Genomic DNA, 23,177 nt, shown 5'->3' with positions numbered 1-23,177 from the left:
CGATTGTTAATTCTTCCTTTTTATAAATCTTTTATATCCGTAATATCCTAAACCGATGGCACTACCAGCTAAAAGTACTGTACTTAATGTACTGTTTTTCTTAGATTTATTATTGGAAAGAAATTCAATGCTGTTTAAAATTTCAGCGTAATGATAGTCGTAAATAGTTTTGTCATCCAAGGGAGAACTATTTTCAAGAATGAACCTAGAATTATTTTCGATCATATCAAATAATTTCCTTATCATAAAATCTTTTTCTGTAATAATTTTAAACTCTGGATAATTTTCGAATGATTCTAAATTTTTTAAAGTTTCCACAATTGAATTGGAATTCGCATTTAATAATTGGATTAAAAGAGGATATAAATACTTAATCAAGTCTTCATGTGAATATATTGAATTTACTTGATCCAAGGGATAATCTTCAAGAGGCAACCCAATGGGATTAATTTCTTTTAGTGTTGAATTTTCTATAGGGATATAAAAATAATTTGGTTTAGACAGCTTACGATTTACAGATTTGATGATGCAAAGACTTGTTGATATTCCTAATACTTTATCCAAGAGTTTCGTATAATCATTTGACCCAAACTCAGAATAGGTAATATTCGAAATATCTTTAAAATCACTCCTGTAGAGAGTGAAGTAGGAACTTACATAGTTGTTTGTAATTTCTTTATTTAACTTAACTAAACAAAGAATTGTTAAATATTCAAAAAAAGTGATGTTGTCATATTCATCTTGTTTCGTGTTTTTCTTTTTTTTACTCTCAATACTTGTCAGAATATTAGAATTTATATCAGAAAGAAAATCATCCGAGTTAGCAAAATTACTTTTCCAAGACTTTGTAACATTAGAATTATTATTCCATGGATCAGTAGACTTAATTTTGGTACCGATGCAAATAAAATTTTGCCAAGACATTATTGGTACGGCGTAAAGATGATTTCCTGTAGCAACTGGTATAAATCTATGCTCGGCATGCCTTACCATTTTTCCTGTTCTAATATAAAAATTGAAACTTTTACCATTAGGTCTAGTTAGACGATAACTTATTAATTTAACATCTTGAGCAGTTCCAATTGATTTTTTTGCATTCTGAGCGGCTAATTGGGCATCACGTACAGATCTTTTATTGTTTATTAGATATAAGTATTGATTATTCATGCCATGCAAATGGGCATATGGGGCATTTTGAAGATAGAAGAATTTCGGACTTTTTTGGATCGCTTCTGCCCTCATTTCTTGTACTATACCTAAGCTCTTGGCGAGAGAAATAATATCAAATTCATTTTCAAAAAAGTATTTGATTGGTTTTGGTTGTTTTTCAGTAATCGAATTATTTTCTACATAAACTTTAGGAATTTTATTAGATTTAATATATGCGGAATTAATTATTTTATGTTTTGTCAATTCCGAATGTAAATATCTTAGACGACCACCGTAATCACTATTATTAAATTTTTCGGATTCCTTTGTGTCACTAAATTTTATAGATATTCCATGACTATTTATCGCATTCTTAAGCTCTTCATTCATTAGTCCATCTAGGCTGTTATTTAGTCTAATCAACAGAGACTTCCAATTATCTATATAGAGATTAGTTATTTTATACAAGGAGTCACAATCTGCCAATGCTTTTATTTTTTCATTTTCACTTCTAGCCCAAGATTTTATTCTTTCATATAACGACTTTTTGTCTGTTTTTTTTAGAATATGTGATTTAAAAATTAAACTTAAAAGAGGTGCAAGATGTTTATTAACTAATCTCGGATTGCTAATTGAATTTAATTCAGTTACATTTTTATTTAACCACTTTTGAGTTTGAGGTAATAAGCCAATTCTAGAATAAATGTCAAACCAAATAGGTCTTTTAAATGTGATTCCGTTTTTGAATTTAATTTCATCAAATTCATTCTTTAAATGTGAAAAGTTAAATACGTCAGAAAAATTTCTTCCTGATAATAATTTATCTTGTCTACCAGTAAATTGAATGTTGTTTAGTTTTATCTCACAAAGGTCAATGAATTCGTTAAACTTTTCTGTCAAAACAATATTATCTGTTATGTTTTTTTCGATCAGTTCCTTGTATTTTCCTTCAAAAAGATCGTTGTTTAACTCTGCATTCTCTAAGCGAATACCTTCAAATGAATTTGCTATGTCGCTTTTTAGTTGTAAAAATTGATTTTGAGTTAGTGACATACTTTGCTTAATCAGTTTTTGATTACTTAGTACAGCGTTAAGTACTCTATATTGATTTTTTTCTATTTGAGTAAGCTGAGTATTGATATCTTCAAGCATTTCTAAAATTTGATCGAAGTACTTAAATATTTGTTCGATTGCTTTCTGGAAACCATCATTATTATCATTTGAATTAAGACCTATAAACGTTGACATCATAATTGTCGAAACTGCTCCTGGTCCAAGCTTACCATAAACTGCGTAGTGCATTGCCAATTGACTTATCCCCGAAAGTAATACTTTTGTATCATTACTTCCATTAGTCTGTTCAATTGTGAATGAGAGAAAATTATTTATTGAATTAAAAAACATCTGCTTTTCAGCATTTTTTCTTTGTTCTTCAAGTAATAATTTATTTAAAATTTTCTTTGAATTAATAAATTCTTGTTCAGATTGGTATTTGTTTTTATAATTTTCTTCTCTTATTTCTTTAACTTTTTTCTTCGCATCTTCTATTGATTTGTTTTGATCTTTAATAAACTCTCTTATAGAGTTTTCTTGAATAATTAACCTCTCACCAAAATACTTTTTAACCTTTTTAGAGAAATCAGACTCAAAATTTTCTAGAAGATAGTTGTTAATGAAATTATCTTTTTCATCCTCTGTCCATTCGAATTTAAGATCATTAGATTCTTCTACTAAATAATTTTTAATTAACAAGTCATTATTATAAAGATGGTATGCTTTGCGCTGTAGATTTTGATGTATTAAATGCCGTTGATAATTTTGATCTTCTTCATTTCCACAATACATTGCTCCAGCACCAAGAGCTAGGCTAGCAATTCCTAATGGCTTGTAAAATATCCCAGGGATGCCTGTTACAAGCCCTAAAACACCTGCTACATCTTCACCAGTTACCCACCAAGATTCTGTATAAGGATTATATGATTTAACGAGCATGTCTATTTCGTCGTATGATAGATAAACATCATTTCTAAATGGTCCGCGATACGATCCTTGTCCTTTTAAATAATTATCTAAGTCAAATGCGGGGTCTATATTATTTTTAGCGCCGATCAATCTAAATAAAGATGTGTTAATGTTATTTTTTTCGTCTTCATTTTTTGATAGATAAATTAATTCATTTAAAAAAAGTGAACTTGGTTTTATTTTTTCTTGTGAGTAAAGTGATATTAAATTTCTTGAATAAGGAAGGGAGTAAAGTATATTTAAGAATAATAAACTATACCCTGCTTTCCCTATGAATTCACGTCTGTTTAATGGCATACTTTTTTAGAACTAAAATTAAGCTTGTTCTAAAGTTAACATTTATTATTACATCAATTTTAATATGAGCATTAAAAGATATTTATTAAAAACGATTTAATCGACAAACTTTTGTTTTATGATTTGAGCAGACCAATTGTTGTAACCCCTATAATATACTTCAACCCAAAAATTAGATGGGTTATTATACCCTTGTTTGCAATCAAATTCGCAGTAGTGCTTTGTTAAAAAACCAAATCCACCTAGGTATCTAATTAGATAAGGTTGATAATGGCCCTGTTTTATTAATGTGCAGTTAGGTTTTTTATTAATTTCATTCTCAATAAATTTTGATGACGCTTTGAATGCCTCTTTTCTCCAAAATTCTGAATATTCAAACTCTTCTTGTGATGGTACATTTTCATAATCACCTAAATCAATAAATAAATAGTCATATTTGTTTTCTTCTCTTATGGTATCCTTTTTTTCTTCATATGTCTCGTTTAATTGAGTAGATTCTTTGCAAAGGTTTGTAGTTAGTAAAATAACTACCAAACCAGCAGGGGTAAGGAAATTAGATCGTTTCATATTGGTTTCTATTCTATGAAAACCCAGTACCTAGATTAAAAAATTATTGAAAAGAATAAGGCATGGTACTAAAGCCCACTCCTTGGACGAGGCACTGGTATACCTATCAAGTAAAGCGAACTAAGCCCATGCCCATTAGAGACATGGGCATCAGTTCATCTTTTTCTACTTGATTGATTGAAAATTACCAGTTTTCGTCCAAGTTATTAGATGACTAATGCCTATCGTATATTTCGTATGTAAAGAACTTAGTTTCTTTAAAAAACTTTCATGCAAATATAATTGATATTAAATTATTAGGTATTTCAATTGCTCAATTTTATTGACAAGGTCTTCAAAACTCATCGATTTGGACTTATGATTATTAAGTTGTTGAGTAATGTCGTTGATTAAAATATTAATGTAGAATAAATCTAATCCAGTGGATTTTAATTCATTTTTAGTTTTAGCCAAGAGTTTTAAAACTAATAGGCATTCTTCTTGTCCGTTTTCGCGACATATTACCTCTAAAGTTTCATGTGATATACGACGAGGATGATGCATTTCATCAAAGTCCCAATCAGACTTATGGGATATTTTGAAAAGCTTAACCAAATGAGGAATAGACTTTTTATTGGTATGAACGTAATAATCATCTGTACTTAGAACATTTCTCAATTGCTTTTTTCTGTTTTTCGCATTAGAGAACCATTTATTTAAGAATTTAAATCCTTCATGATGATTTAATCTGATTAGAAATTTTATCACTATTAGTAAATCCTCATTCTCTGGCTTTAAATTCCTAAACTCTAATAGTTTTTTTGTTACATATTCATATTCTTCACTAGCAATAAGTAGTTTTATTGCATCCCAAGTTAAACCATCTTTTTGCTCATCATTTGGATGAGGTTTAACCAAACTTTTTAATAGTCCAATTCTTTTAGTTTTTTCAAAATAGGAATAAAGTAAAGTGCTCATGAAATAGGTCCTATCAGTATAACTCTTTAGATATTCTTCGATTATTTGATATGCTTCTTTCAATTCATTTTCTATACAATAACTAATATGATTATCATAAATCATTTGATTTAATTCTACATTCTGTAAATTAAATAGTACCCGTTCATCGATTAGCTTTTTATCAACTTTGTCTATAATATATTTATAACCAATTTCTTTTTCATTCAGTTTTATTCGTCCATCTATAAATAACATATCTAATAAATACTCTTTTTCATAGTGAAAATCAAAATGATGTCTAAAAAACCATAATAAATGACATCTATTGCGATTGTACTTCTTTGTGTTTTGATTGTGATTTTTAAAATCAGCTTTTTCTAAGTTTTTATTGCACCATTTTTTTATTACTTCTACCTGTTTTAATGTTATTTCAAAATAACCACTGTGAGATGATGTGATCTCATCTTTTATTTTATAGAATAGAAATATTTCATTTCTAATTAATTTTTTCACATCTTCTACTTTAACTTTTCCATTATTATTTCTTAGACTGTCATATATGATCCCCATGAAAGTTTGCGGAAACTTTAATTGTAAATCTAGACTATCATAAAATTCCTTTTTGTATTCACTATTGTTTTCCCAAGTAATTATTTCTTCTTTTGAATAATCGAAATATTCTTGAGCCAATTTCAGGAGTTGATTTTTCTTAAATAACAAATCGAAACCTAATTGATGCTTGTTCTTATGAAAATTGTTCCACCGGTTTCTTTCATCAACCGATACCAATTTTTTCTTATATTGGATATCCGTTTCAGTCTCTACAGACGACTGAAAGGATAATGCTAAATCATGATTATAATGAGATAAGTTATTAGTGAAATAAATAACCTCAGTTTTATCAAGTATATTATTTTTATAGTCTTTAATTATTTGTTGTATGTTTTCTTTATTTGCAGATAAAACCAGAAATTTTCTTTTGGAGTCAAAATTTGATTTTGATTTATATAAATCATTAAAAGCTCTATCAGTTGTATTCGTTTTTTCAAAATATGAGAAAATGATTTTTTCATATTCATAGCTAAAAGTTTTTTCATAAAAATCACTATCCACAAAGTCTAACAGTTTTTTATAAACATTGTCATCTTTGAAGTGTAATTCGCTTAATTTATTTATTATTTTTTGTAAATTTTCTTTCTTTTCTCTGGTTGAAAAAGAGCTAGAATTACTCAAAAGAAATTCAATAGAGAATAATAAATGATTAGGATTTTTAAAACTAACTAGAATGTTTTCTAGTTTACCTTCTTCATTGGTTGAAAGGTTATCAGTTTTCTTGTATTTGCGTTCGATATCCCCAGTTATTTTAGGAGCTAAGTTCTTGATGTAAGTGAAATAATAGTCGACTTCGACTTCTTCTATTAAACCCAAAACGGCACTTGTGATTTCATGAAAATCAATATCTTTTAATACACTTATTATTTTGTTTAAAAATCTTAAATCAAGATGATAATTAAGTTTTTTAAATTGATAAATAATATTTGCTTTGAATCGAAAATCTACTTTGTCTACAGGTGCCTCTAATAAAAATAGTATTAATTCTTGAATTTGATTTGCTTTAAAAGTCAAATCCATATTTGAAAGAAGATCAATTGCAGATATTCTTGCCCTTCTATGGTTAGATTCATCTCTAATTTCATCAATCAAAAAGATTACTGAATCTTCGCAATCAGCAAATTTCGCTAATTCCATAACTCCTGAATCATAACTTCTTATCCATAAAGTATCAATCTTACACCTTTTATTGAAATAATCTTTAAATATTTTAAACCTAGTTTGTGGATTTATTCTATCAGAATCAGATTTGAACAACACTTCAGGTTCATTTTCTATTAACCAATTAATTAATTCCTTGTATTCATTTGATTTTTTATTTAATACACTAATAAGATATGAAATTGAATTTAGCCAAGAAGGATGTGTTTTGTTGGTTTTTTCATCTAATCTTATAAAATTTATTATTTCATGAAATGATAGGTTTTTTAAAGATTTTGCAACAAAATACTCTTGCAGATTTCTGTGCTCAAATTTCCAATTATCCTTTCCAAATACTCTTTCTGAGAATGAAGAGTCTGTGAAATTATCTTTTTTTTCTCCAAGAATAATTCTAAGCTTCGAATCCTTAATTTCATTTATTTGCATGGCTTCCATAGAAAGAGCAATTTTTTTACAGCTATTTTCTATATCTGATTTGTCAAAGTTTTTATTTTTAAATTTTTTTCTGTCATCTTCAAGTCTTTTGGCTACAAATTTGTTTAGTAAATCACTCTTGTTTGAAGGAAGTTTTCTATATTGTTTGTAATATTCTCCAAATATTCTTAAATAATATGGATTCTCTAAAAATTCTTTTTGATTATAAGAAAATGATAGTCTATTAGAATCTTTTTGTAATAGGTTGTAATTAATTTTTAAGAAATTAATTGCATCTGAATAATAAATGTTATTCAATACATAAGTTTCAAACTTAGATATATCCTTGATGACGTTTTCATAAATGTTTGTTCTACAGCTTAGAACAAATTGAATTGAATTTTTATTTTCAGTATTATCGATTATAAACTTCTCTAATTTCGCACAGAAATCTTGACTATAGGAAACCTCATCCAACCCATCTAAAATGATTAATAGTTGAGGTATCTCGTTCCAGTTGCTGGGTAAATAATCACTTATCTTGTCAGATGAAGTGAATGTTCTAATTTCTCTGTAAAAAGGCACCCATTTTATTGAATTGTAATTCTCCCAAAAATGTATGGCTAAATTCTTTAATTCGATGGATTTACCTAATCCAGGATTGCCAAGTATTACTATTCCTTCGCTATCTTGATTTTTTGAATTGAGAAATGAATTACAAAGGTTAATTAGTGAATTGTCATGTTTACTATTATAAAAATACCTGACTTCTCTACTGTCAGAAGCTTTGCAAATAGTCCTTTCAATATAATTTTCTATTAGAGTAATATTTGTTATGTAGGATATTCTATCGCTTTCATTTAAAACTATTTTTTTTAAAGGCTTTGATGAAAAAATGAATTTTTTAAACCATTCGATTTTTTCGTTTCTGTCAACTTTAAACTTGGGCACTTCTCCATAAATACTTTTATATATACTTTCATCTAAAGCAATTAATTCTTCTACTGAGTTGTCGGGTGTTAAAAATTCAATAGGCACATCAAATCTTTCATAAAATTCTACCAATCGAGTGTCATTATATGGATTACTAAATTGAACTTTTGGTGACAAGAAAATTAGAATATCGGGTTTATACGATGTGACTATTTGAGGAATTTTTACAATAGCCTCAGAGAAATTGAGTTTTGTAGAATAATCTTTACATTCTAAATGAATTTTGTACCTTCTATTGAACTCATCAACAATTATTATTTCATTATCAAAACCATCTTGTGTACCACTTTTCTGTTTGCGATTTTTAATGACAGTATACCCACATTCTTTCAATAAGTTTTCAAATAATATTTTAACTTGATTTTCTAAATTATCCCCTTTTCCAGTCATTTTCAGCAATTTTTTCTGCAACAAGTTAAATAAATTGTCTTTATCGCGCGCGTAAAAATTCGTAGTATTTATAAAGGCGCTTTGTATTAATAAAAATAGCAGAACTTACAGAATTCTGGGGGACAAGTTTTAGGAACTATATATAATCTTTGATTTGGGAAACTTTATAGTCTAATTCTGTTATTAAGTTATTGTCTAGTGTATTTTTATTAACATCATCAAATAAAACCTTAATTGTTTTCTTCATCTTGCTACGCTTACTTCTTGGGTTTTTTACATTAAAATTAAGATGTGAAATTGTATTAATAGTTTTATTAAATCCTAACCTATCTATACCATGATATGCCAAATACTTAAATAGGCCGTTATGATTATGTAGTAGTTCTTTTGGGTCTATTCCTAGTTGAATTTTTTTTACACGAAAATAACTACTTGACCAAGTTCTTAATAGTCTATCTTCAATACTTTGTTTCATTAGTAGGTTTAATGTGAATTTATCTACTTTGAAAAAAGTATTCAAACGACGATATAAGCTTATTTCATAGCGTAATATGTTTTTGTTGAGGTATAGGTCAGGATGAATGTGTAAAAGTTCCTTAGAGTTGTTTCTAATCTCGTTTTTTTTGTCATAAAACAATAGTTTCATTCTAGCATGTTTCTTAAAAAAAGTAACAGAGTCTTTGTAACGCATATAATCCAAACGAGGGTAATAGGCTAGACAATCAATATATTCATGTACTGGATGCTTTAAATTAATATTGAAACCGCAATCCACTCTTGTTAAAATAGATTTTGACATATTAATACGTAAACAATCTGATAACTTGGTTATAGCACTCTTGGTATCTGCTTTATTTAGATATGAAACATTATTTCCAAAATAGAATTTAGGCAATGAACCATTAAAGTAAAGTTTTAAAGGTTTACCTTCTCTATTTAGTCTCAGAGTTAGTTTTATATTTTCTATATTGAATGTGGCGTTAAATCCATATTCACTTTCTGATTTTTTGGCTAAAACGATAAGATGCTTTACTTCTGTATTACTATTTAAATCAATATAGCCTTTAATTGTGTCTATCATTGTTTCCTTATTATGGAAATTAGTTCAACTTATTATTAGAAAGGATGGTGTTTGTAACTATCATTTCAATTTCATCGTTAGATTTGATATAGTTCTTCATCAAAAATGATTCTAAGTCTTTACGTCTAATAAAAATTAACTTTCCATTGGGTTTGGAATGAGGTATTTTACGTGAAGCAATTAGTTTTTGAATTTGTGATATACTAACACCAGTTACAAATGCAGCTTCTTTAATAGTGTAGATTCTTTTCCTGAAAAGATGACTTTTCTTTATTTCTTTTTTAAGAAGTTTTACTTCAAGAATGAGTTGAGATATTTTTGTCATAATAAAATTTTATAATGACGTAAATCTCTTGATTTATAAAGGTTTATTTAGTAAGTAAAAGATGAGTTAAAAGTTAGTACTCAATTCTTGAATTATTTTCAATATAACATCATCATTAGGGACTAAGGCTTTTTTATCAGCTAAAACAGAGCTAAGTTGTTTCTCTTTATAATTATTGCCTTTTTTGTTTGTGAAGTGAGCTGTAATAAGTTTGTTTTTAAAATTTTGAGTTTCAATATCAAGTAGTCCTTTTTCTATTAATAAAGTTATGAAATTTGTGATTTGTAATTCAGTACCATACCATTGAATTTTATCATGCCAATTATTATCGAAATGCGATTTAAAATTATCGAAATTGCTACTTATTAGTTTAAAGTCAAGTAGTAATATATGTAGTGTTTTTATAAATAATTCTTTTTCTATTTTAGGATTTAAAATGAACTGAACGTTCCGTTTTTTAGACCTGATTGGGGGATTAATATTGGATTCAATTTTTGATAGTCTAGTATCAATTATTCGTTTAAGTTTAATTAATCTTAATTTCAGATTAATATACTCACTACTCATATTGTCCTCAATCTCTAAAAGTAAGTTTATAATATTACTTTCATACTTTGAGTAGTATTCGTCGTAATAAAATTCATCTTCTATTCTATCGTCATAACCACCTTCATAAAAGTCTTCTAAAACTAAATAGCTAAAGTGGGTTTCAAAGTTTTTAATTATTCTATCTTCAAAGTACTCTACTAATGCTTTTACCTCTTTTAATTCCATAATTTAAAATTCTAAGTTTACCATACTATCTACTGCCTTTTGTTTTTCTTCATCGATTACTTTTGCATAGACGAGAGTGCTTTTAATATCCTTATGCCCCATCAATTTGGAAATTGTAAAAACGTTTACACCTGATGTTACTAATAGAGTTGCAAAAGTATGCCTAGCACAATGGAAATGTACTTTCTTATTTATACCAGCTAATTTGATAAGCTTTTTAACTGTTCTGTTTATTGAGCTAATATGTTCAGAAAGTTTAAAGACTAAACCTTCATTATGTTTTTGTTTTTCTAATATGTTTTTTGCATTGTTATTCAATGGTATATATACTACTTTTTTTGTTTTATTCTGTATTAATTGAATTTTGTTATCCTTAATGTTTGACCATTTTAGGTTTCTAATGTCCGAAACTCTTAGTCCAGTATAACAACTAAATAAAAAAGCATTTTTAGATTCATTGTCCCAAAAATCAGTTTGAACTATTTGTTGAATTTCTTCTTTTGTTAAGAAGATTATTTCTGTTTCTACTTTTTTGGGCCTTTCTATAAACTTAGAAGGATTTTCAATAATTATTCTTTCTTTCACGGCCTTATTTAAAGCTGCATTAACCTTATTGAAATATGTAACTATTGAATTTGCAGCCAGATTTTCACTTTTAAGATATTCAATAAATTTTTCAAGCCACGTAGCTGAAACATCTTCAAATTTTATTCTTTTACCTTGAAAATCAATTAGATGTTTTAAAGTATTATTCCATGCAGTACGTGTTTTATCCTCTTTATTTTTTCCTAATAACTCAAAGTAGGTTATAAAGTTAGCTTTTTGTAATTGTCTCGAAATTAATCCATTTTTAGAATTACCTAATTCAATTTCTAATTGAGATTTAATTCTATTAACGATTCTTAGTTTTTGTTTTTTTTCTTCTTTAGTGTCAGAGGGATAAAAAATGACATCTTTAATCGTTTCTCTTACTCTTTTACCATTAAGTGAATAATCAAGTTGATATTTATAAGGTCTGTTCTTTTGAGATAGCTTAATGGTACCCAAATATTTTGTTCTTAAATTGACAGACATATCTAAATGGTTTAGTGTATTAAATTTAATGGACAATTTCGACTTTAGTCTTATATTGAATGCACTATTTTGAGTATTATTTACTATTATTAGCAACAAAAGTAGGTTGATGATTAAAAACCTTAGATATGTAGAGAGTTAGTACTTAGTTGGTACTTAGTTTTAAAATCAAAATGGAGTGCCAATATCATTATTAGGCCTATAATCTTCGCCATCTTGAAAATTATCCATAAATTCATCAAATGATTCGGTATTCGGTAGAGAGTGATTAATACCTGGTTTATGACTGTCATTCAATTCAATAAGTCTTTTAAAATTTTGCCATTCCTTAAAGGCAGATATTCGATATTGTTCCTTATATAGGTATTTGATAAATTCTCGACTAACAATGTTTTCAAAATTTAAAGCAAAGTGAGTTACTTTAGGATTCCCATCTATCTTAGTTTGTATTATTTCAAAATCTTCTCTTAAAATTGATATAACCTTTTCCAACTTTCTTCTTTTTATACCAGTTTCATTCGTTGCTCTTTTAGATGAATAAAAGAAGTCATAATTGTCAATTTTTTTCTTTCTAAAAGAATATTTTTTTACAATCAACCATTCAAAAAAAATGACAGTCTCTAATTCGATAAAAGGAAAGTTATATTGTTGAAGCATTAGCGAGTTGGTTGATAATAAATCTTTTATCATTTTATTGTATGTTTTTAAATTAAAAATATGTACTTCAGTCCTTGTGCATTGTATAAATAGACAATGTACAAGGACAAAAATACATAATTATTTAGAGTTTTATTGTACATCCGTACATTACCTTTATTTGTACATATGTACTAAAAAAAGTTCAATTAACTAAAGAGGCTAGATGACAGCGTACTCTTTTTTTTTTAATTCCAATTGTATAACTAAAATTGAGGTAACTAATAAAGATAATATAGAAGATATATTATTCACTGAAGATATGAAATCATCAATTGCTTTTGAGAATGGGCCAAATATTAAATACAATGAAATGAACATTGTTATAATGATTAATAATGCTATATGTAGTACTTTTTGACTCATAAGTCAAAGGTACGAAAAAATCCCAAAGATTCTGAAGTATTGAAATCTTCAAGTGACAATAAAGTGACAAGTATTTTGATGTAATCTGCTATTATCTACAACAAAAATAGGTTGCTAAAAAGCAACCTATTTAAAGTACTTATTTATAATAACCCTATAGTATTTACAACAAAGTATATTATTCTAGCCACACTTCTAATGTACCGTCAGGAAGTTTTTGAACACCAACTAAAGCATTCTTAGTGAGCTCTTTAATGCTTTTGTCCCATTTTTTATTACTTAACCCAACTTGTGTTTTTAACCAGTTCAATTCAACTTTATTATAATCTTTTACAATTTTAAAAATAGACTTGGCCTCATCACTTATTGCAACTTGCTTTTGTTCAGGTTTCATTTGAGGGAAGAACAATACCTCTTGTATGCTTTGATTGTTGGTTAAGAACATAATTAAACGATCCATACCAATTCCCATACCAGAAGTAGGTGGCATACCATACTCTAAAGCTCTTAAAAAGTCATAATCTATAGTACCTGTAGCTTCATCATCACCTTTCTTTGCGAGTTCTAATTGATGCTCAAAACGTTCGCGTTGATCTATTGGGTCATTAAGCTCAGAATAGGCATTAGCAATTTCTTTACCACAAACCATGAGTTCAAAACGTTCAGTCAGTTCTGGGTTTTCACGATGCTCCTTACACAAAGGACTCATTTCCTTAGGGTAGTCTGTAATGAATGTGGGTTGTATATAATTGCCTTCACACTTTTCACCAAAAATTTCATCGATCAACTTACCTTTGCCCATAGTGTTGTCTACTTCGATATTCATGCTTTTGGCTGCAGCTCTGATCTCGTCTTCAGATTTGTTGTAAATATCAAATCCTGTGAATTCTAAAATAGAATCGCGCATAGAGATACGTTTGTAGGGAGCTTTAAAATCTACTTTGTACTCACCAAAAGTAGCTTCTGTAGTTCCGTTAACAGCAATAGCGCAATGCTCTAAAAGTTTTTCACAGAAATCCATCATCCAATTGTAATCCTTGTAGGCTACATAAATTTCCATGGCAGTAAACTCAGGATTGTGAGTTCTGTCCATACCTTCGTTACGGAAATTTTTTGAGAACTCATAAACACCATCAAAACCGCCAACAATCAAACGCTTTAGATAAAGCTCATTGGCAATTCGCATGTATAGAGGAATGTCTAAACTGTTATGATGTGTTACAAAAGGACGAGCAGCTGCTCCGCCAGCTATAGGTTGTAGTATTGGTGTTTCTACTTCAAAGTAACCAGCATCATTAAAAAAATGCCGCATGGCATTAAATAGCTTCGTACGCTTTACAAAAACATCTTTTACATGTGGATTTACCGCTAAGTCTGCATAACGTTGTCTGTAACGTTGCTCTGGGTCTGTAAAAGCATCATATGTTACTCCGTCTTTCTGTTTAGGTATTGGCAATGGTTTAAGTGCTTTACTGAGCAGTTGAAATTGTTTAACCATTACTGTTTTTTCACCAACTTTCGTTGTGAATAATTCACCTTCAATACCAACAAAGTCTCCTAAGTCAATAAGCTTTTTAAAGACATCGTTATATAATGATTTGTCATCTTCAGGGCAGATTTCATCCCTGTTAAAATACACCTGAATGCGACCTTCACTATCTTGTAATTGTGCAAATGATGCCTTTCCTTGAACATTAATAGCCATCAGACGACCAGCGATAATCACCTTTTTGCCATCCTCGTAATTCTCCTTAATCTGTTTAGAGGTGTGATTGACTGGAAATAAATCTGCTGGGTAAGGATTAATTCCTAAAGCACGTAATTTATCTAACTTTTCGCGTCGTACTAATTCTTGTTCTGAAAGTTGCATTCTTGTTATTTTAGAGATGCAAAATTACATTATTTACAAGAATTGAAGAACTGCTTTTTTAATTAGATTTTATAACTTCTAAATTTTGTTTAAGGTCTTCATTATCAGTATGTAGTTTTATGGCATTTTCTAATACTTTAATGGCTTTTTCTTTTTGACCAGAAACCCCTAGAGTATTGGCCAAGCTCATATATGCTCTTGGTTGGTCTGGAAATAGTTTGGTATTAAACTTAAAGACAGCAATAGCTTCATCAATACGGTTTGTTCCATACAAGATGCGTCCATAGGTATTCAACTCATACATACTTGTAACTTGCTCTTTGTATGCTTTTAAAAGTTTTTTGCGTTTTCTTTTTAAGCCTTTTATTCCTTTTTTCTTCAAAATCTTATCAATTGCAGTAACAATTTGATAATTAGATTTATAACTGTTTTCAGTAATAATATTTTGAATATCCTCTTCGAAAGTTTTAATGGGATGTTCTACAATTCGGTTGACTTCTTTACCGTTTTTATAGAAAATGATTGTTGGGACACGGTGGATATTTAATCCAACTTCTTCATGCTGAGGGCTTTGTTTGTACATGTTTGGTTGCCTGCTCACTGCGACAACTGTTAACTGATCCATTGGGAAATTACAAGCTTCTAAAACTTTATACAGTCTAGGTACTTCTTTTTTACTATCTCCACACCACGTACCCATAAAAAGCTTTATGTCATAATTTTTAAGTGTTAATGTAATAGCCGAAATTATTTCTGAATTAGGTTGGTAATCCTTATAGTTCTTTGTAAACCAGGATTTGTAATTATCACCTTCTAAACCGCTTTTGTCAATTTTACCGAGCAGATATGGTGATTTGGTGTTTTCGGTTATTTCTAAATTAAGATTTTGCGCATCTAACTGAAAAGAAATTATAAATACTATTATGATTGAATAAATGTTCGTTTTCATGATTGGTGGTGTTAAAAGTAAAGCCTAGCATTTTACTTCTGCTAGGCTTATATTACTAGATTGATTTATTTTGAAGCTACAATATTCCCTTTGATCTTTAGGATTTTGTTACCACCTTCTGCATTAGATGTAACAGTGACCGTTTTAGTAAAAGCACCTAATTTTTTAGTATTATATTTAATTTCTAATTCTCCAGATTCTCCTGGTAAAATAGGTGCTTTAGAGTAGCTAGGTACTGTGCAGCCACAACTTGTTTTTACTTTAGTTATTAAGAGGGGTGCATTACCTGTATTGGTAAAAGCAAAGATTCTTGTGCCGTCAGAGTTTTGTTCTACAGTTCCATAGTCAATGACTTCGGTTTTAAATTTTATAATAGCAACTTTTGTCTCATACTTATTAAATTCAGTAGATGTTGCATTGAAAAAGCCAATAGCTAAAACCAGAATAACTAATGTGTTTAATGTTCGTTTCATGATATAAATATTTTATGATTAATAATGAAACAAACATCACTATTAGGGATGTAAAATTTGCGAAAAACGGGTTGGAAATCGGTACTAGAACCTAGTTTGAATTTTCTAACTATTTGGTAAACAGAGATTTTGCGTCGTCTCTGGATTGCACATTCAATTTTTTGTAAATGTTGTTAGTGTGTGATTTTACCGTGCTTACACTTAGAAAAAGTGCTTCTGCAATATCTTTATTAGTTTTATTTTGAAGGATATATTCTAAAACGACTTGTTCTTGTTTTGATAATCTGGCTTTCAAATCTTTGGTTTTAGATTGTTTTTGTTTCCAGTTACGATAGAGCAAAATACCGTTCAACAAAAAAGAAAATACTAAAATGAAATAGAGGTAAGTATTCCAATTAGTACGAGTTGTATCATTAGATGACGAGGCCAACATATAGCGATCTGCTGCCAATTCATTTCTATATTGTACAGTGTATGGTGCATTAGGGTAATTATTTTCGAGCCTGGTCTTTAAATTGTCATAGTAAGAGCTATTTTGTAAATCTTCTACGTAGTAGCTATGCAAATCACTACTTCTATCCGATAGGTAAGCATAGATTGAAAGTTCTGCAATAGGTTCGTTTAATGCTTCTCCGTATGCTTGTAGGGCTTTAAACCATTTTTTGTTATTCAATTTACGGTTTGCTTCGCTTCGTACTTCACCATATGCAAATCGCATATCGTTTTTTAATGAATCAATTTTTAAAAAGGCATTCGCTTTTGAATTGCTCGATTCAATTTTACAAAACACCTGATTACCAAACGAAAAAGGGAGTTTAATTGTGTCCGTGTTTTTTGCGATAAATAATAATTCTTCACTATCACTACAATGACCATTAAAGTGGTTAATATCTTGTTGGTTTTCTAAACATTTATCAACATGGATACGATATATACGATTTTCACTGTCTAGCATATTACCTTTAAACTCAAAGAAACCTGTTTGGTCTGCAGTGGTTTTGGCAATAATTTGTTCTGAATAGACACCAGACATTTTTCTGTAATCTTCAACAATAGATAGATATACCGTATTCTGCCATTCATCAGGATTTGTAAAGCCTGAAAAAGAATATTGAGCTTGGCAAACATATGAAGCTGTTAAAAAGATCAAAAGAATTTTTAAACGCATAAGACGAAACTACATAATTTTAGAATATTTTAAACGGCTTAGACTCAAATTGTGTAACAATTTTAACAAAAATACGTCCTATAAATACATCAAATCAAAAACGAAATTATGAGTATATGGCGTGTAATATTGTCCATTATTTTTCCACCTTTAGCTGTTTTAGATAAAGGTTGTGGTTCTGTTCTTATCACCTTTATGCTGTGGATTTGCGGTTGGGTTCCAGGCGTAATTGCAGCATTGGTAATTCTAAATAATCCTGAACGATAAATCCTTATCTTTGTACTTTACAAAAATCAACAAAGTACACATGAAAAATTTAGCCCTTTTATTTGTTTTAGCTTGTTTTTTAACAAGCTGTAATGTTACAGAATCGATTGTTTTTGATAACAATATGGGTGGAGAATATGTAACAGATTTTGATTTAGCTCCAATGCTTGAGTACGCTGCTACTAACAGACCACCATCTCAAGAAGGGCCAGAGACAGAGAAAATGGATACAACCATTGTATTTAACGATCTTTTTAAAACGCATAAAGATAGTATTGCCTCACTTTCTGCTGAGCAACGTGCGGATTTAGAAAAATTAAGAGGGATGACTTTAGACGTAGAAATGGATGAAGAAAAGAACATCTTTAAATTTAATATGTCTAAGAAGTTTAAGGAATTTGACGAACTCAAAACGATTTATGAGGAGACCGATGAAGCTATGAATTATGTAAAGGACATTGGTAATAAGAATGGTCAGGCTCCACAACAACAAATGGACGAATTATCAACAACAGAAGAGATTTCTTATGCTTTTAAAGACAATACGTTTTCAAGATTTCAGCCATCAACTATAAAAATGGAAGGCGGCCTTGAAAACGACGAGGAGTCCATAGAAGGAGAAGATGATGAGTTTATGATGCAGTTTGATGAGATTTTCTCAAATTCATTTTACACATTGAGATACAAATTTCCTAAAAAGATAAAGTCTGTCTCTAATGCAGGTGCAATGGTATCCAAAGATGGTAAAACGGTAACCTATAAAGTGTCATGGGATGCTATAAATCGTGATGCATCTATTATGAATTTAGATGTTGTTTTAGAAGATTAAGGTTTTGAATAAAACGGTAAAGTTTGAAGATTTAGGAGTAAAAGACTTTAAAGCAACTTGGGATTATCAAGAAACGCTTTTTAAAGCTATTTTAGATACAAAAATTAAGAATAGGAGGGAAGATGCTGGTTTAGAAACTGATAACCATTTTCTGTTTGTGGAGCACCCACACGTATATACTTTGGGTAAGAGTGGTGATTTGTCTAATCTTTTACTTTCTGAGTCTCAATTAGCTGAAAAAGGAGCGGCGTTTTATAAAATCAATAGAGGAGGAGATATTACCTATCATGGTCCAGGACAAATTGTGGGCTATCCAATTCTTGATTTAGATAATTTCTTTACAGATATCCACAAATATCTTCGGTTATTAGAGGAAATCATTATCCTTACACTTGAAGAATACGGATTAAAAACGGAACGTAGTCCTGGAGAAACAGGAGTTTGGTTAGATGTGGGTACTCCATTTGCTCGTAAAATCTGTGCTATGGGAGTACGTGCTAGTCGTTGGGTTACTATGCATGGTTTTGCATTAAATGTGAATGCAGATTTAGGGTATTTTGACAATATTATTCCTTGCGGCATTAGAGGTAAAGCTGTAACCTCTTTAAACAATGAATTAGGTGTTGATAAAGTTGATGAGTTAGAAGTTAAAAAGAAACTTTTAAAGCATTTTGAAGTGTTGTTTGAAGCTGAATTTTTTTAGATTTTTTTCTTAACAAATCTCATAACTCCGTATATAACTAAGGCTTGCACAAAAGCATTGAAAAAAACAACAAGCCAAAACACATTTGTAGTAGCTGCATAAATGCCTTGATCTGGTACCAATCTATTCCATAAACTTACTGGGAAAGAAATAATTTCGTCAATTATTTTAAATAGAAAATTAGGTTCTGAGTTCTCTGTAAAATAAGACATAGAAAAACCAAGAATAATGTCTACTAAGAATATGAGCACAAATATTTTTAAGAAAAGTTTCATTGGTTATTTAAAGCCGCTTTTTCACTTTCATTAATTCGGCTAACATCTATGGTGAGCTTTCCATTTTCAGGTTTGGCGATATAAACAAACTTTTCGCCCCAAACAATTTCTGAAGCTTTGTAAGATGAACGCGAATACATCATCTGCCCAGAGGATTCATCAAAAGCTTTTAGCATAGCAATAAATTCTACATCTTTTTTAGATAAGTCTTCATTCGCTAAATTATACATTGGACTAGAAGTGTCAATTGGATGAACTACGGTCCATAAGGATGGAAAAAACACTACTTTAGAACGTTCTAGATCCAAGCTGTAGAAATTTCTGAGTTCAGAGTTTTCACGTTTCATAGAGAGGCTTACACTAACTTCTACCTCTAAAAGCTGATTTTTTTGCGGGTTCACAACTCTGAACATAAAACCATTAATACCTTGATAAGGTGCTATAACAGCTTTATCACTATACCTAATCCTTGCATTAGGTTTAGAAAAACGACCATATAACAAACCTGTAGCTAAAGCAAAACTTAACAAGCCTAACAGCGACTCTGTGGCTGCTACAATATTAGCTGGTAAACCTATAGGTGCTACACGTCCGTATCCTAAAGTTGTAATAGTTTGGGCACTAAAGAAAAAAGCTTCCATAAACTGTTCAAAAGGATTCATGCCTTCCGTACCTGTGAGGTTTTCTACACCAATTATACTGTAAATTGTTGCAAAGAATAAATTGGCAATAAAATAACCGATTAGTATAAATCCAAAAAAATGCGACCATTTCATTGTCACCAATGAGTGGAAGAAATTCAAGCCCTCAAAAAAAGGAATATTAATTTTTTTAATATTGAAAGAGCCGTCTTTGTTTAAAGCTCTGTAGCCTTCTGATACGGGTTTATCTCCTAAACCAAAATCACTATATTTTTCTTTCTGTTGCTTTGCCATTAAGGCTCTAAATTAAGCAAAAAAGATGAGGTTTTTTTGGTTATGCTTCTGCATTAAAAAATACTTTGTAGAAATGCATTTTTTTATCCTCGTCATAACCGCGTTCCAAATATTCAGCTGAAGCATCAGGTGCGTCCACATCGAGTTTAATTTGAATATTGGTATCTAATTTTATCTCGGTTTTAATTTTTTGTTTTTGCTTTTTTAGAACACGTTCAGAAACATCAAATTGGTTTCTAATGAGGACTTTGTGTTCTGTTTCGTAACTTTTTTTATAATCCTCAAAAAGCTGAATTTGGTCTTCTTCATCAAAGACCTCTTCTTTAAAAGTTTCGATATTTACAATCTCATTTTCTTTAAAAAAATCAACTGTTTTGGCTAAAAAATTACTTTGTTCTTGCCCTCCAAAATTAGGCTGTAAAACCTCTTTTGAGAACTCTCTGCAAAGCTCAATGCAGTTTTTGGTGTGTTGATTACTGTCGTCTGGATATTTAATGTTAAGAAAGCTTTTAATCCAGTACTGAGTATCATATGTGTTGTTGTCCACACTAAATACAATTTTGCCTTCCATATCAGATGTGTTTAATACCAAACAGCCTTTATCCACTTTCTTTGCTTGGATCCCTTTTTGAACTAAAATATCATAGTTTCCAGATTCTAAATACGTTTGAAAGAACTCAGTTTTATTTTCAATTTTATAGATACCAATCGCATCAGTAAAGTAATCCTCGTATTGCACATTTTCAAAATGGCAAATGAGCACATCACCCGTTTTTATTTGAGCAGAATTGCTTTGTTCAAATAGATGCGTAACCATGTGTTTTGAAACATCTACAAAGTCAGCTTCATCTTTAAAAAGTTGCTCGCTATAAGTGTTAATTTCGTTTAAACCAACGTCGCTATGATGATGAAAACGATAGCTTTCAGCTATATTTACAAATGGTTTTAATAGGTAAGGAAGCATTAAGTTATAAGTAGCTTCATCAAAATCTACACTAGCATCAGAAAATGCATTTTTAGTGTCGTTAAATTTATTACCAACCTTGTGAATAATACAACTTTTTATTGAAGCTTTTTGTCGTTTTATCATTACGAAATAGATGAGATATTTAGAGTGTGCAATACTACAAAACGAAAGGCTTAAAACTAAAGAAAACGCCAAAATAAATTTGGCGTTTTCAGACTCAGGGACTTTGAGATTTGGTTACCGTTATATTTTTACAAACTCGACGCGTCTGTTCTGTGCTTTTCCATCAGATGTGCTATTATCATCTATAGGTTGTGTTTCACCTTTACCATCGGTAGTTAATCGATCTTCAGAGATTTTATAAATGTTTACTAATGCGTTTTTTACAGCCATCGCTCTATCTTTAGATAACTTTAAATTAGCATCATCTGAACCATCAGAATCCGTATGGCCTATAATATTTAACTTAATGCTATCATCTTGCATTAAAACTTGCGATATCTGCCTTACAATTCCTAGAGATTGCGGTTGAATATTAGCTGAGCCAGAATCGAATAAAATACCATTAGTAGAGATTCTACCTTCTGCCATTAATTTACGCCTTAAATCAACGCCACCTTCAGCAACTTTTAGATTAGAAATAAACAAACGATCTTCTCCATCCCTCATACCCAATAGATTAAACTTAATAGTACTCAGTACTTTATTTGGAGCAACAAACTGAGGAATATCTACATATTTCTTTTGATTAATCCATAATCTATATCGTCGTTTATTTACGGCTATTGAGATATGTGGTTTATTTAATATTGCACTTCTTAAATCAGTATTTAAGGCTGAGTTAATTTTAGTTGCATTATTAATTCTGTTGGAAATACGAATGTCAAAAGCGCCATACTGCCCTAAAGGAATTTCAGCAGTTGCTCTATTGGCACCATCTTTAAATTCATTATTGTCGTCTAGAGTGATATTTAATCTAGCAGTTGATGATGTTTTTTTGTCAACCACAGCTAGTATATCAAACTCAATAGTATATTCTTCAGGTAAAACATTAGGCAATAGCGGTATAAACTTTATTCCGTATCCACCTTTTAGCTCAAACCATTTACCTTCTACATTGTTAACTTTGACTACTTCACCTGTACCATTAGTATTCCATTTGCTTGGGAAATCTCCAATAAAGTCTTGAGAAAAATCATCAAAATAAATTTGTTTATCTCCTGGTACAAAATCAAACTTGCTGTAAACTTCTAAGTTATCAGAAACATTAGAAGCTTCTTCTTCGACTTTATCATTATTTGAATTGTTACCATCCTTAGAATCAGATTCTGATTTTTCATCACTTTTATCCTCAGGTTCGGTATTGCCTTCCTCTTCTTTAGATTCTCGTTCTCTTTGCCCGAGTAACAATTCTTTGGCTGTTTTAATACTATATTTTAAGGCTTTTTTTGCCTTGTTCATTTGTAGTGTAGCCTTACCTTGTTTTAACATACCAACTCCATCTAAATCATTTAAAATATCTGGAGCACTTTCACTTAGAGCTGACATTTCATCAAGAGCTTCTTCGAGTACATCAATATCTTCATCTTCAAGTGGAGTTCCTGATGCTGCGTAGCCATCATATTTATAGACCTTATCGTACAAATCAAAAGACTCCCTTACAAAATTATCAACACTGGTAACTCCGACCCGACTTTTTGGGCGTTTTATTTTTTTAGTTTGCGCCTCTAGTTTAGGGGTAGCAAAAAGTATCAGGCAAAATGTAATTAGAATTTGTTTCGAAATTGTTGAATATTTCATTTTAAATCGTTGATTAATAGCTGTCTAAAGTTAAGAATAACTATTGATACAAAAAAATGAAATGTATAATTGGTTATATAA

At 29.9% G+C, this 23,177-nt stretch carries 19 protein-coding genes; 3 read left to right on the top strand and 16 right to left on the bottom strand.

The features are described 5' to 3' along the window. Positions 1-6: 6 nt before the first annotated feature. The 12 genes from Q0912_RS09140 to Q0912_RS09085 form a co-directional block, all read right to left on the bottom strand. Entirely contained in the window at positions 7-3,468 is a 3,462-nt protein-coding gene (locus Q0912_RS09140) for a hypothetical protein (RefSeq protein ID WP_299114301.1), read from the bottom strand. 96 nt (positions 3,469-3,564) lie between these two features. After that, entirely contained in the window at positions 3,565-4,035 is a 471-nt protein-coding gene (locus Q0912_RS09135; RefSeq protein WP_299114299.1) for a hypothetical protein, read from the bottom strand. A 288-nt stretch (positions 4,036-4,323) separates the two neighbouring features. Continuing rightward, positions 4,324-8,568, bottom strand: a complete 4,245-nt coding sequence (locus tag Q0912_RS09130; RefSeq protein WP_299114297.1) for a hypothetical protein — start codon at positions 8,566-8,568, stop codon at positions 4,324-4,326. 112 nt (positions 8,569-8,680) lie between these two features. Continuing rightward, positions 8,681-9,625, bottom strand: a complete 945-nt coding sequence (locus tag Q0912_RS09125) for a phage/plasmid replication protein (protein WP_299114295.1) — start codon at positions 9,623-9,625, stop codon at positions 8,681-8,683. Between the two features lie 19 nt (positions 9,626-9,644). Next, on the bottom strand, positions 9,645-9,950 hold the full coding sequence (locus tag Q0912_RS09120) for a helix-turn-helix domain-containing protein (RefSeq protein WP_299114293.1): 306 nt from the start codon (positions 9,948-9,950) through the stop codon (positions 9,645-9,647). A gap of 66 nt (positions 9,951-10,016) precedes the next feature. After that, positions 10,017-10,724, bottom strand: coding sequence for a hypothetical protein (locus tag Q0912_RS09115; protein ID WP_299114291.1), 708 nt, complete (start codon positions 10,722-10,724; stop codon positions 10,017-10,019). Between the two features lie 3 nt (positions 10,725-10,727). Then, positions 10,728-11,798, bottom strand: coding sequence for a site-specific integrase (locus Q0912_RS09110; RefSeq protein WP_299114289.1), 1,071 nt, complete (start codon positions 11,796-11,798; stop codon positions 10,728-10,730). Between the two features lie 168 nt (positions 11,799-11,966). After that, positions 11,967-12,488, bottom strand: coding sequence for a hypothetical protein (locus Q0912_RS09105; protein ID WP_299114287.1), 522 nt, complete (start codon positions 12,486-12,488; stop codon positions 11,967-11,969). 550 nt (positions 12,489-13,038) lie between these two features. Then, positions 13,039-14,730 carry a lysine--tRNA ligase gene (lysS, locus tag Q0912_RS09100; protein ID WP_299114285.1) on the bottom strand — a complete coding sequence of 564 codons (1,692 nt, stop codon included), beginning with the start codon at positions 14,728-14,730 and terminating at the stop codon, positions 13,039-13,041. Positions 14,731-14,788: 58 nt separating this feature from the next. Beyond that, positions 14,789-15,679 (bottom strand): hypothetical protein, encoded by an 891-nt coding sequence (locus Q0912_RS09095; protein WP_299114283.1) that lies wholly within the window; start codon positions 15,677-15,679, stop codon positions 14,789-14,791. 65 nt (positions 15,680-15,744) lie between these two features. Further along, a complete protein-coding gene (locus Q0912_RS09090; protein WP_299114281.1) occupies positions 15,745-16,152 on the bottom strand; it encodes a DUF1573 domain-containing protein in 408 nt (135 codons plus the stop codon). Between the two features lie 109 nt (positions 16,153-16,261). Continuing rightward, positions 16,262-17,320 carry a LuxR C-terminal-related transcriptional regulator gene (locus Q0912_RS09085; protein ID WP_299114279.1) on the bottom strand — a complete coding sequence of 353 codons (1,059 nt, stop codon included), beginning with the start codon at positions 17,318-17,320 and terminating at the stop codon, positions 16,262-16,264. 108 nt (positions 17,321-17,428) lie between these two features. On the opposite strand from Q0912_RS09085, the gene Q0912_RS09080 reads away from it, so the two are divergent. From Q0912_RS09080 to lipB, 3 genes are read left to right on the top strand one after another with little or no spacing between them, the layout of a single operon-like run. Further along, positions 17,429-17,587: a YqaE/Pmp3 family membrane protein gene (locus Q0912_RS09080; protein ID WP_299114277.1), complete on the top strand. Its 159-nt coding sequence runs from the start codon at positions 17,429-17,431 to the stop codon at positions 17,585-17,587. Between the two features lie 40 nt (positions 17,588-17,627). Next, the gene (locus tag Q0912_RS09075) at positions 17,628-18,416 is read left to right on the top strand and encodes a hypothetical protein (protein WP_299114274.1); all 789 of its coding nucleotides are present in this window, start codon (positions 17,628-17,630) and stop codon (positions 18,414-18,416) included. A gap of 4 nt (positions 18,417-18,420) precedes the next feature. Further along, on the top strand, positions 18,421-19,119 hold the full coding sequence (gene lipB / locus Q0912_RS09070) for a lipoyl(octanoyl) transferase LipB (protein ID WP_299114272.1): 699 nt from the start codon (positions 18,421-18,423) through the stop codon (positions 19,117-19,119). Here the strand turns inward: lipB and Q0912_RS09065 are convergent. From Q0912_RS09065 to Q0912_RS09050, 4 genes are all read right to left on the bottom strand, one after another. Then, positions 19,116-19,394, bottom strand: a complete 279-nt coding sequence (locus tag Q0912_RS09065; protein WP_299114270.1) for a hypothetical protein — start codon at positions 19,392-19,394, stop codon at positions 19,116-19,118. The genes lipB and Q0912_RS09065 overlap by 4 nt on opposite strands. After that, complete coding sequence (locus Q0912_RS09060) at positions 19,391-20,329, bottom strand: ion channel (RefSeq protein ID WP_299114268.1); 939 nt, start codon at positions 20,327-20,329, stop codon at positions 19,391-19,393. Before Q0912_RS09060 ends, Q0912_RS09065 begins: the two co-directional genes overlap by 4 nt. Positions 20,330-20,369: 40 nt before the next feature. Then, positions 20,370-21,419 carry a nucleoid-associated protein gene (locus Q0912_RS09055; protein ID WP_299114266.1) on the bottom strand — a complete coding sequence of 350 codons (1,050 nt, stop codon included), beginning with the start codon at positions 21,417-21,419 and terminating at the stop codon, positions 20,370-20,372. Between the two features lie 120 nt (positions 21,420-21,539). Further along, positions 21,540-23,096, bottom strand: a complete 1,557-nt coding sequence (locus tag Q0912_RS09050) for an OmpA family protein (protein WP_299114264.1) — start codon at positions 23,094-23,096, stop codon at positions 21,540-21,542. Between the last annotated feature and the right edge of the window lie 81 nt (positions 23,097-23,177).

The sequence above is a fragment of the uncultured Winogradskyella sp. genome, from assembly GCF_947498345.1.
Lineage (GTDB): Bacteria > Bacteroidota > Bacteroidia > Flavobacteriales > Flavobacteriaceae > Winogradskyella.
Note: the sequence above shows the minus strand (reverse complement) of the source record. Positions and strands in the feature narration are given on the sequence as shown.